Here is an 11,452-nt window from a genome sequence, read left to right on the forward strand (position 1 = left end):
TATCCCTCACATGAATTAAATCAGTTCCTGTAAGTATTCCCGGTAACGGTTGTAAAGATGTCCGGCCTGCAGGTAAGCTGATTGCGGGCTCATAAAATGAGAAAATTCGAAAGTGATCGCTTTATCGTATCCGGCCCTGCGTGCTGCTTCGAGCTTCAGGCGTAATTTTTCAAATTTGATGGGGAGGAACTTGATAGGCATGTCGCGATCAAAACTTTCAGCGTTAGTCCAGCACTGCATGCCATATTTATCTGCCAGTTTTTTATTGACAGCGAAAAAGTCGTCAAGTTCGTGATAATCAATGTGTCCATCCTGGAATGCCACCGCATCTACTGCGCCCTGGATACCTGCAAAGATCTCATTCCATTCTTCCTCATGCGCGCTTAGTGAAACTGCGTCTTCCCTGGTTAGTGTACCGGAGGCGGCCATCACCGCTTTTTTGCCGTCGATCCAAGGCGAAATAAAACAGGGAAGCCCGTTACTTACGCCTTTACATTGCATCCCCAGCGTCCGGAAAGCGTGTACAGCATTTTTCGTATTGCGACTGATCTCCATACTGAGGTACCAGCCTTTAAAGCTCTTATGATGTCCGTAACGTTGCCATACCTCCTCTATAACATACCTGTTACAGTCTATTTCGTGCTGCATATCGCCGGTATCCCAGTATTTACCACTGTCGTATAAGCCAAAGTAAAACTGCATCTCCAGCTCATCGGCCAGCTCGAGGAACATAGACACCAGGTCAACCGGAGGTGTATAACACTGATGTTCCTTAACCAGGTAGGCAGAAGGATAGGTAAGGAAACGCCGGTAGCCGCTTCTTATAAGTATTACCGTGTCGATACCTACAGCCTTCATGTGTTCAAAGTCTTTTTTCCATTCGGTGCGTCCCCAGTTCTGGTGGGGGATATCGTGGCTAATCTCATCCAGAAAAGTGCCTGTTATCTTCATGTCAACCTTTTATAAGTATTTATTTTTCCTGAGATAATCTACCCAAATCACATACGCTGGCGGCCTCAAATGAATACCGTCTGCTGTCAGCTCTTTTTTGAGATCACCGTTTTTATCGGCAAACAGTGGGTGCAGGTTCAAATAAGTTAGTCCAAATTCTGCTGCTATCTGCTGAATACCCTTGTTAAGCGTAAGAATACTATCCTTTTTATTTTTAAGATAGGCGGGCTGGGTTACAGCTTCGTTCAAAGGCAATACACTTTGAACATAGATCTTTGTGCGGGGAGTGTTCTGCCGCAGATATGTTAAGATACGGCGGTAGTTATTCAAGATCACGGGAATGGGAAGTCCCCTGCTCAGATCGTTAATGCCTATCAGTAAAAACAGTTTGCGGGGTTCTGCTTTGGCGACACCTTCGAGTCTTGCCAGTACGCCAAAAGTATTGTCGCCCCCGATGCCACGATTGAGGACCGTTTCACCAGGCAGCAGCTCCCACCAGGGGCCACGCTCGGTGATGCTGTTTCCCAGCAAGAGGATACCATTCTTTACCACAGGAAGGCTATTGAACAGTTCCATCCGGCCCTGGTAATAAGTGTTGTTATAACTGCTGTCGATCTGGTTGGTTTTGGCAGCAGGAGTGCTGCCAACGAGACCTTTATTTGTTAAATAAGCTGCCCATTCGAGGTAGCCAGCATGTTTCAAGTGCAAGTTATCCGTCGTCAATTCCTTTTTCAGCTGCCCATTAGCGTCTGAAAAGACCTCACGGTTCAGGTCGACATATTCACAGTTATAACGCACTGCCACCTGTCTCAGGCTATCGTTCAATATGCTGACGCGTTTATTGCTGATCTTCTGGTAAATGGCGGCAAGGCCCTGCTCAGCCACCGGCAGTACGGATTGCAGGAAGATCCTGGTTTGTGGCTGTTGCTGCCGGATACGTGTTACAATTCGCTCATAGTTGCGTGCTATATATTCAACAGGCGTACCGCGCTTTAAATCGTTGACGCCAATCATCAGGAAGATCTTTGCGGGCTTTAAAACCAATACTGAGTCAATTCGGGCGAGCACGCCCCATGAATTATCTCCGCTGATACCGCGGTTTATTACATTTACACCTGGCAGCACTTCCTGCCATGGGCCTGCTTCTGTAATGCTGTTGCCAACAAATGCTACCAGGTTCGTTGTGGATGGCTGCAGCCGGCTAAAGAAGCGCATCCTTTCCATATAGTAACCATTGGCATAACTGCTGTCTATTTCATCTTTTTGCTGCGCTATTGCGCCTGTGTGTAAGGCCATCAATACTATTCCAGCCTGTAACCATTTTCTCATATCGCTGTAATTTTTAAACGATCGAACCAGGTGAACTTAAGGATTATCATACAGGTTACGCATACTGCCAAGGCAGAAAAGCCTTTAGCCATATACCCGAATACAAAGAACACGGGCATGATGACCATACTCATTTGCCAGCAGATACCAACTATTACATTCAGCATATCCCATTTAAACTGCCGGTTAGGCTCAAAAGACGGGTTTACTTTCTGTACCCATTGCAGCACGGGTTTCCAGAAGCCCCAGGGGCGTGTATTTGCGTAGAAGCTTTCCAGCACCTGCCTGTCGGGAGCCGGTGTGAGCAGGCAACCGATGATGCTGGCACTCATTGATATTACCAATATTATAAAGAATGAAATAAGCGTACCGATACCGCTTCCGAACAAGGAAGCATAAGAAGTGAAGTAAACGGCACTGAGCCAATGCATAAAGCCGGGCACAAAGGTGGCTGCAATAAGGCCCGCCAGCATACCTGCAAAATATCCATAACCATTAAATCGCCACCAGATCCACTTCAACACGTTTGCCGCTGCATATCCGCCATATAATGCCGAGGAGATCCACAAGGTTAATGAACTAAGTGAATGTGCAAACAATCCAAAAACACAACCTATTAATATGATGCTTACAGAAGTAAGATAACTACACTTTACATAATGCCGTGGCGACTCGTTTGGCCGCAGGTATTTTTTATAGAAATCGTTCACCAGATAAGCAGGAGCAGCATTTACGAATGCAGAAAAGGCGCTCATGAACGATGCCAGCAAGCCGGCAAGTACTACGCCCCTGATGCCTGCCGGCAGGTAATTGCTCACCACCTGGCTAAGGATCACTTCAAAATCGGGTTGCTGCTGTCCTCTTAGTACCGGCATAAAATATACAAAACCAATAAGCGTTAAGGCACTCACCATCATAAACAGTGGAATGTATAACACCAGGTTGGTAAAGCCTGAAAGCATGGCAGCTTCGCCGGGTTTGCGCGCGCTTAAGATACGCTGCATATCGAAACCCGGAACCGGACCTGCCAGGCTCGCAAAGATACCTTTGCCTATCATCATCATCATTAAAGCACCAAACCACACAAAGCCATCTTCAGAGATTTTAGCGTTTGCCTGCGGAAAGTTATTACCCCAATTGATATTCAATTTCCATTCAGGCCAGAAGGAAGACCATCCTGCGGGCAACTGCTGGTGCAGCGCCTGGTAATCCACGCCTTTCACGGCATAAGTCACCACCAGCACACAGCTTACTACCAGTATACCATACTGTAATACTTCCGTGGCCACCACGCTGTACATACCTCCTTTCACCGTGTACAAGGTTGTTAGCGCTACAATAATAAAAGCATAAGACTGCTCATTGGTAAGCACGCTATTACTAAGATCCCATGGCAAAATGTTGGCGGCGAACTTGCCAATACCTACAAATACATAACCGATGAAACCGATAACGCTTATAATGGCAAAGAAGATCACGATCATATGCGACAGCTTACCGCCTCTATCTTCTCCAAATCTTTTCGTGATCCAGTCGGCTCCCGTAATGGCGCCGCTTCGCCTGATCCAGATAGCGAGAAATACCATCACGAAGATCTGGTTCCAGATAGGCCACAACCAGGGCAGCCATGCAGCCTTAAATCCATATACGAATAAAAGCGATACATAAAACGCCGTACCGCTTACATCGAACATACCGCTGCTGTTACTGAAGCCCAGCCAATACCATTTAATACTATTACCACCCAGGAAATAAGACTGGATATTAGTGGAAGCCTTTTTAGAGATCCAGAAACCCAGCCCTATAATAACAACCAGGTAGGCTAAAATGATCAGGATATCTATCGTCGATAAATTCATGCGCTATTGGTAAATAATGAAAAATACAGTTTAAAATAATTTAAGTTTTCCATAGCCAGCCCCTGCGAACAAAAAATACTGTCACCATAGATACAATACCTGTAAAGATGAATCCGGCCAGCACGCCCGTAAGTGGCTGCTGCAACATCCATTTATAAGCGACCATACCGTTTGTCAACCGCAATAAAGGCAGCAACAGCAGGTTGCCGGTTATATAAGCTACCATAGGGTTTCTGCCGTTCTCAGCCAGATAATTCACCAGTTTGCCACCTATGGCAGTTGCTTGCAAAGCAGCCAGTATGATCATCATAAAAAAAGCAAGGCCACTGCTTACAAAATAATAACTCCAGGTAGAAGGATCTTTTTTTATTCCGCCTTCGCAGGCCTCCCAGCATAATCCCAATAACAACAACAGCGCTCCTGCCTCGAGGAACCTGACGAGCAGCGGGTAGGCTTCCGCAGCACGAGCACGTTGGGTATATACCAGCAGCACTGCCAGTATAACCGTTGTAATAATCATATTCAAACCTGTTTGCCTGCTAAACAACAATATTACGTTCGCTACGAGCAGACAACTGCAGGCAAGTACCGTAAGCGGCAGCCAGTTCTTCGTCTGCTTTTCCTGCACGGCAGGCGTATTGGCATATTGCAATAACCAATCACCGGCAATTGTACCAGGCACTATAATGAACAGATATTTCAGATAATAAAACCTGTAAGCCCATGGCAAGGGAGACCAGTTATAGACTATCTTATTCCATGACGAGGTATCTTTTGCCAGGAACACCGCCATAACGAATAGCAGCAGCAGTGACCGCAAGCCGGGTTGACGGCGGGTATACCACCATAAGAGTGTTCCGAACAAAGCCATGTTGGCCAGCACAACAATAATGATATCGCTGTGCTGTAATGAAAATGCGCCTCCTTTAAAAGGCAGGAATGCCAGCATAAGTATAGCTATACCATAGGCAATAGCGGGCGGCACCTGGCTACCCGAAGGCCAGCGATACAACTGTGCAAACAGTAACAGGAATGCCAGCATCTGCAAAAGACAAACCAACGGAAGAGATAACTGCTCCGCAGAGAGACTTCTGGCGTGCATGGTAAACAATGCAAAAGAGACAAGCGCCACAAAACGCCTGAAGGCCGTTACCACGATAATACCGCTGTGCGCTGACTGAGCCACCTTCTTCTTTAAGGCTAATGGTATTGCCGCCCCCATACTAAAGAGGAAGAAAGGAAAGACCAGGTCGACCCAGGTAATGCCAGCCAAAGACGGCTGAAAACTATGAGCTGGTGGCGGTGTTTGTGCGTGATACATCCATGCCGGGAGGATACCAAATGCAATGCTGCCGGAAAGCACCATCGCCAGAATGGCCATTCCTCTCAAAGCATCCAGGGATTTATCACGTACGGGCATATTATCTTTTATTTCTTTTTTAGAATGATTGCACTCATTACAGCCCTTTCTCCTGCCGTATCGGAAGGCTTCACTGTTAATTTTCCGTTCACTACCATACTGGTAGATCCGCCACCGTCGAGATTCAGGGCTGCGGTGCACCCCATACGCTTCATGAGATCGGCCAGTTCACGCAAGCTAAGTCCTCCTCCACCGCCGGTGCCAACATCGCCTCCCTGAACAGCCACCAATACGATCTTACCTGTACCGGTATAACCGATGGCACTGCGCGCTCTTGAGATGGAGTTGTCGATATCTATCAGCTCAGCGGTATCTGTAACATTTATATTTCCATTTTTTATAAGTACCGGAGAGCCGCCAATGGCGCTGGCAACATTCCACTGCACTCCGCCTGCCGGGAAACCAGCTGTTGGTTGTTGCTGAGGAGCACTGTTAAGTACATTGGGACTGGGAGCCGGGTAACTATAAATAGTTCCATTGCCGGTTCCTACATGATAAATCCAGGTGATATCGGGCGCACCGGCAGCAGTAATACCGAAGGCGCCGCGTGTAGGGTAATAGGTTGCAGCCGTACCGTTATATTGCCTGCCCAGCGACTTAATGTTAACTGCACTTACGACGCCATTATATTGCACAAGACTATAAGAAGCATTGGTTCCGAAAAAGCCACCATTGATACACACATAAGGCTTTCCTGGTTCCGCAGCATAAATGGCAGCGGGTTTGGTATTCTTTTCCGGAAGCACCGGTTTAAGCTCGAGCTGAGCATTCTTAGGATCGAAGGCTACACAATAGGCATTTAAAGCCTTACCATTATAAGCTGTAGTATTCTGATACACTGCTATACCGGAAGGCAGCCCTTCCATTAATGCAGCAGCTTTTTTCCAGTCGGAGGGCAGAGACACTACCGTATCGGTTACAACCGGGGGTGTTACCGGATCAGGAGTTACCGGCCTTACATTGCCGTAAACATCGTCATGCGAAGAGCAAGCCATACCTGCCAGCAAAACGGCAGGTATGGCTATATAGCAACAATATCGGTGAAGCATATACAAGGGTTTAGGGTTTGGTTCCTTCAGCAACAGCATCCCATAGCGTCTGCTTCAGATAATTGGCCTGGGGGGTATACATATGTATCAGGTCGAACAGCATGACACCACCGGAGCTGTTATTGAGGATATATTTTATTGCCCTTGTGATCTCAGCTTTGCTAGACCACTGCAGGTTGCCCATATCTATACTTCCATATAAAGGCACTTTATTCTTCGTAATGTACTTGATGCCGTTGAGAGAGCCTTCGATACTCCACCAATGATAGGTAAGATTAGCGGTAGCGCTGTTTTCAGATAAAAGGACCTGCGTAAAATAGTTACCTGTCATCAGCACGTCCAACTGTTCGAGGTAGCCGGTTTTATTATACTCGGGGTAAGCCCAATCGAAACGAATTGTCTGATCATTAAACGGATCATAATCCTGGCTGGCCCAGTTTACGCCTACCTGATAGTAGCTTCCGTACCAGGCGCCTACGTACACACCGAAATCGACATTGGGTTTAATAGCCTTCACAGCTGCGCGGGCACGTTTGAAGAAATCGTAGATAACGGTAGAACGGTATAGCAACCATTTTTTATAGTATTTACCTGTTGCTTCAGGCAATATTGTTCCGCTGCTGTTCTTCCAGCTTGAAACGATATCGGAAGGGAAACTCATTGCTGCTGCTGCGTTGTCGGTATATTTCTCTTTCAGGAATTCGATGAACTTTGTTTTACTGTAATCGGAGAAATCGGCGTAGATATCTGCATAACGGCAGTAGTCGAGCAGGATACCATCGATATCATATTTAGAAACCACTTCCTTTACAATATTCAGTGCCCGTTCCTGAACTGCAGGCTGGGCAGGGTTCACGAAACCATTTCGGCCTGTGCTTGTAATGGGAACACGTTTACCTGAGGCATCGCATACGATACTTTCGTAGCTGTTTCTGAATGCCGGATCGTCGTAGAGTTTACCCATTGGAACGGAGGCATCGCCTTCCACAAAAGTTACCGTAGATACATATACTTTAAACCCACGCTTTTTCGATTCTTTTATCATAAATCCAACATAGTCGACACCTGCCTGTAATGATTTGCCATTGAGGCTGGTGAACTGTGTAGCGTAGGCGCTGGGAAACATGGTATAACCGGCACTGCCTTTTACGTCGAGCACAAGGCCTGTAATACCTACTGTTTTCATGGTATCGAGCATGAGTTTCATTTTCGCCGTATCGTTGAGGCGGCCATAGCTACCAAACACATTCGACTTACAATCGACCCAAACCATTACATTACGTTTGCGGACCGTATCGGTATTTACCGGTTCGCCGCTGCCCCCGCCTCCCGTACCGGGGTTGCTGCTGCTTTTTTTGCAGGCCGCTCCCAGACAGAGCAATCCACCGCATATCAATATTTTGAGGAAACCATACTGCTTCATATGCTTTAGTTTTATTGAGGTGAATATTTAGTAAACTCGTAAGCCATTACGCCGCCGTTTGTAAGCATTACATAGACGAACATACTTTCGCGGTCGTCGGAGAAACAAGAGCAGATATCGGCCGAGCCATTTCCATTAGAAGTTGCCGTGAGCTGGGCAGCCGAAGCAAACACCCTGAATTTGGAGAAGTCGGCACTGGAAGAGGTAAGGGCGATATTGGAAGTATTGGTAACGTCGAACACAGAGAGCCCTGCTGAAGTTGCTGCGGAGCTATTAAAGGTTACGATACCCAGGAAGTTTGCATTGTTGAAACGGAAGTAATCCATAGCCATATGCGAGCCGCCAACCACAGCGGTTTCTGTAGTGAACGCAACTGAACGGGAGTTATTGCTGCCATTTACCAGCGCTATTTCATTTGCATAGTTCACGAAATAATCGCCACCGGCATTTGCAGAAACAGGCTGCGCCTCGGCGTAGAAGCTCCAGGAACCAGACTGATAAGGCGCCACCGCAGGCGTATTACTTGCAACAGCACCGCCTTCTACCCGCCAGTTATAAATAATATTTGACACACCGGCTGTAGCAGACACCATTGCATTTTTAGTAAGATCGCCAAAGAGGTTCACCCTGCGCCCGATACCACCGTCGCCAGAGATGGCTGCCGGGTTGTTATTTGTCCATTGTATCAGCTTTACAGGACTTGCGTCGAATGCATCGTTATACCTGTAAGCGTAGAACACTGAATTCTTAGGAGCATATGATACCACCAGGATATGGCCAGCCGAGTCGTTGGCTATAGCAAAGCTGCGGAGGCTTCCGGGAGGCGCCGTCATATTCTGTACATACTGACCTGTTTTACGGTTGTAGATCCTGTAAGTAGACGGCGTAGTGCTTACTGCGAGTACCAGGTAATCGCCGCTGACTGCCATAGAACGGAAGTTATTATCGGTGGCAAAGCCATTGATCTCAGCAGCACCTTTCTGCCATACCAGCCTGCTGATACCTACACCATAGTTCAGTTTCACCGGAGCAACCACTTTCAAGGTATACACTTTAGTGGAACCATCTACACCTGTTACGGTAAGTGTTTTGTTTGTGCTGAGGTTTATACTTGTACCGTTGGCAATAGACACTTTGGAATGCGGGTTAACAGTACTTGTTAATACAGATGCGGAGACATCTATACCGGGAATGATAAAGAAAGAAACTTCGTTGGTAGTATTATTAATAATTCCATCGGCCACCTGTGTTGATCCGTTGTCGACATAGGTGATAGAAGCAGAACGCAGGTTGAGGTCGGCCACCTGACGGCCAACGAGCACAAAATTCGACTTTGTACCATTACCCGCTGTGATCTCCAGGTTTACCGGCTTGCTAAGATCCATAGGCATGCCCAGTGCGGGGCGCATCACAGCATCGCCGGGGATAGTAGACCGTACAATGATCTTTGTAATATCGGTAGACACATCTGAGTCTACCGGATAGAAGTAAGGGATATTGAAGTAAATGGTATCGTTGCTTCTTACCGCTTCAAAAATGCGATCCTTGCCATTGCCTTCGAGCGTAGCGTAGATATCGCTTAATACGGATGAAGCAGCACGCGGTATGGGATCGGCTTTACGGCAGGCGACAAAACAACTTGTCAGCCCCATCACCGCCGCCAGAAAATATTGTATCGATTTCATATCTGTTCGTTTTGGTCTTTACAATGAGGTGAATTACCATCCTTTAATCTGGGTAAGGGCGGTATTGTTTTGTAATTCAGACGCAGGAATAGGGATATAGTATAGTGCACCTGTAAACTGCCTGTTGGCGTTGTCGGCACTTACCGTTTCATAAGTGTAACCGGTACCGGCTGCACTGATCTTATGGCCGGTAAACCTTACATTGTTCAGCACCGTATGCGCTTTTCTCCAACGACGAAGATCCCAATAACGATGGCCTTCAAAGGCAAGTTCCACTTTACGTTCATGCTCTACTGCTTCCATCAGCTGTACGGTAGTGGAGGCATTGGTATTAGGCAGACCTGCACGGTTACGCACTTCGTTGAGAGAGCTTTGTGCGGAAGAGATATGATTTAATTTAGCTTCAGCTTCGGCATGAATAAGTAATACCTCGGCATAGCGGATCTCTACCCAATCCTGTGTACTTCCGTAGGTAACGAAAGTAGTGTTCAGCGAATCGAGGTTCTTTTTAATATAATAGCCTGTTACTGTGCGGCGCGGGTCGGTATTAACACCAAACTGCGTAAAGCCTTCGGTGGCATTGGCAGCGGTAGTATTAATGTTACGTCCTTTCCAGGGTGCGCCGTTATACAGTATAGTAGAATAGAAACGCAGCTCTCTGCCCACATAAGGGTTGGCGGCCTGCGAAGCGTTACTCCAAGAGAAACGAGTGCCATCGGCCATTTCAAATTCATTTACCAGTTCGGCAGTAGGTACACCCAATGATAAAGCCTGCCCTGGCGCATCGCCCGGAGGCGTATAGGTAAGATCGTAGGTATGTGTTAACTGTGGTGCAACAAAACTGATCTTGAATACCGCTTCCGTCGTATTCTTTTTCGAGAACACCGATTCGAGCTTATAGTAGCCCTGGCTTGCAAGATCCTTTACAGCCTGTGCAGCATTGGCGGCATTCTGATAATAAGCAGGCGCATTGGCGGCAGCAACACCTGTGAGCGGATCGGAGTTATAAAGTTTCTGATCGTATTCAGCTATAGAAGCTGCATAGAGCCATGTGCGCGCCAGCATTGCATAAGCAGCACCTTTAGTAGCACGGCCTGATTTTACCGGGATGACAGGCAAATGATCTGCTGCATACTGAAAATCCTGTGCGATAAACTTCCAGCAGTCTTCTTCGCTGGAACGTTCGCGGGCATTGGTACTATACTGGCTCATGTTATCCATGATAACAAAGCTACCGTGCAGCCTGGCCAGCCAGAAGTAAACATAACCACGAACGAACCTTGCTTCCGCCTCATAACCTGCTTTTGCATTTTCATCGATCGTCGCATACTTCGTCATACCGTCGAGGAATTCGTTGATACGGCGGATACGCGTATAAGCGGCCTGCCAATAGCTCAGTTGGGGTGTAGATGCAGTAACCCTCGATGCATCTGTAGCCAGGATGTTAACCGTACCATTACCGGCGACGTTAGCCGTGTACTTCATAATATCCGACAATGCATCGGAAGCATTGCTATAACCTATGGGGAAGGCACCAAATTTAAAAGTCTGGAATTCGGCATACATGCCGGAGATATACAATTCTATGTTGGAAGGATTTTTCCATACTGCAACATCGGTATACCGGTCGGTAGGATCAATATCTATATTACAACACTGCATTGTAGCCATGACACCCACTGCCAGAAGCGACAACCGCATGTTTGAAAATATTTTCTTCATATCATTTCCTGATT

At 47.0% G+C, this 11,452-nt stretch carries 8 protein-coding genes; all 8 read right to left on the reverse strand.

From position 1 onward, the window contains the following. Positions 1-15: 15 nt before the first annotated feature. Genes ESB13_RS12160 through ESB13_RS12200 form a run of 8 tightly spaced genes read right to left on the reverse strand, consistent with a single transcriptional unit; the run spans position 16 to position 11,438 of the window. Positions 16-951: a DUF4434 domain-containing protein gene (locus ESB13_RS12160; protein ID WP_129003638.1), complete on the reverse strand. Its 936-nt coding sequence runs from the start codon at positions 949-951 to the stop codon at positions 16-18. Positions 952-960: 9 nt separating this feature from the next. Further along, entirely contained in the window at positions 961-2,280 is a 1,320-nt protein-coding gene (locus tag ESB13_RS24050) for a GDSL-type esterase/lipase family protein (protein ID WP_246022524.1), read from the reverse strand. Then, positions 2,277-4,139, reverse strand: coding sequence for a sodium:solute symporter family protein (locus ESB13_RS12175; RefSeq protein ID WP_129003640.1), 1,863 nt, complete (start codon positions 4,137-4,139; stop codon positions 2,277-2,279). The genes ESB13_RS24050 and ESB13_RS12175 overlap by 4 nt, the downstream gene beginning before the upstream one ends. A 40-nt stretch (positions 4,140-4,179) precedes the next feature. Further along, positions 4,180-5,559 (reverse strand): DUF5009 domain-containing protein, encoded by a 1,380-nt coding sequence (locus ESB13_RS12180; protein ID WP_129003642.1) that lies wholly within the window; start codon positions 5,557-5,559, stop codon positions 4,180-4,182. Between the two features lie 8 nt (positions 5,560-5,567). After that, entirely contained in the window at positions 5,568-6,608 is a 1,041-nt protein-coding gene (locus tag ESB13_RS12185) for a phosphodiester glycosidase family protein (RefSeq protein ID WP_164974191.1), read from the reverse strand. Between the two features lie 10 nt (positions 6,609-6,618). Continuing rightward, positions 6,619-8,031, reverse strand: coding sequence for an alpha amylase family protein (locus ESB13_RS12190; RefSeq protein ID WP_129003646.1), 1,413 nt, complete (start codon positions 8,029-8,031; stop codon positions 6,619-6,621). An 11-nt stretch (positions 8,032-8,042) separates the two neighbouring features. Then, positions 8,043-9,716: a DUF5018 domain-containing protein gene (locus ESB13_RS12195; protein ID WP_129003648.1), complete on the reverse strand. Its 1,674-nt coding sequence runs from the start codon at positions 9,714-9,716 to the stop codon at positions 8,043-8,045. Positions 9,717-9,749: 33 nt separating this feature from the next. Continuing rightward, a complete protein-coding gene (locus ESB13_RS12200) occupies positions 9,750-11,438 on the reverse strand; it encodes a RagB/SusD family nutrient uptake outer membrane protein (protein ID WP_129003650.1) in 1,689 nt (562 codons plus the stop codon). Between the last annotated feature and the right edge of the window lie 14 nt (positions 11,439-11,452).

Origin of the sequence: Filimonas effusa (assembly GCF_004118675.1) — a bacterium.
Taxonomy (GTDB): Bacteria; Bacteroidota; Bacteroidia; order Chitinophagales; family Chitinophagaceae; genus Filimonas; species Filimonas effusa.

Bases quoted from the DNA above. Each gene is read 5' to 3' on its own strand.
- ESB13_RS12190 (WP_129003646.1), bottom strand. From the start codon at position 8,031: ATGAAGCAGTATGGTTTCCTCAAAATATTGATATGCGGTGGATTGCTC.
- ESB13_RS12160 (WP_129003638.1), bottom strand. From the start codon at position 951: ATGAAGATAACAGGCACTTTTCTGGATGAGATTAGCCACGATATCCCC.
- ESB13_RS12175 (WP_129003640.1), bottom strand. From the start codon at position 4,139: ATGAATTTATCGACGATAGATATCCTGATCATTTTAGCCTACCTGGTT.
- ESB13_RS12200 (WP_129003650.1), bottom strand. From the start codon at position 11,438: ATGAAGAAAATATTTTCAAACATGCGGTTGTCGCTTCTGGCAGTGGGT.
- ESB13_RS12185 (WP_164974191.1), bottom strand. From the start codon at position 6,608: ATGCTTCACCGATATTGTTGCTATATAGCCATACCTGCCGTTTTGCTG.
- ESB13_RS12180 (WP_129003642.1), bottom strand. From the start codon at position 5,559: ATGCCCGTACGTGATAAATCCCTGGATGCTTTGAGAGGAATGGCCATT.
- ESB13_RS12195 (WP_129003648.1), bottom strand. From the start codon at position 9,716: ATGAAATCGATACAATATTTTCTGGCGGCGGTGATGGGGCTGACAAGT.
- ESB13_RS24050 (WP_246022524.1), bottom strand. From the start codon at position 2,280: ATGAGAAAATGGTTACAGGCTGGAATAGTATTGATGGCCTTACACACA.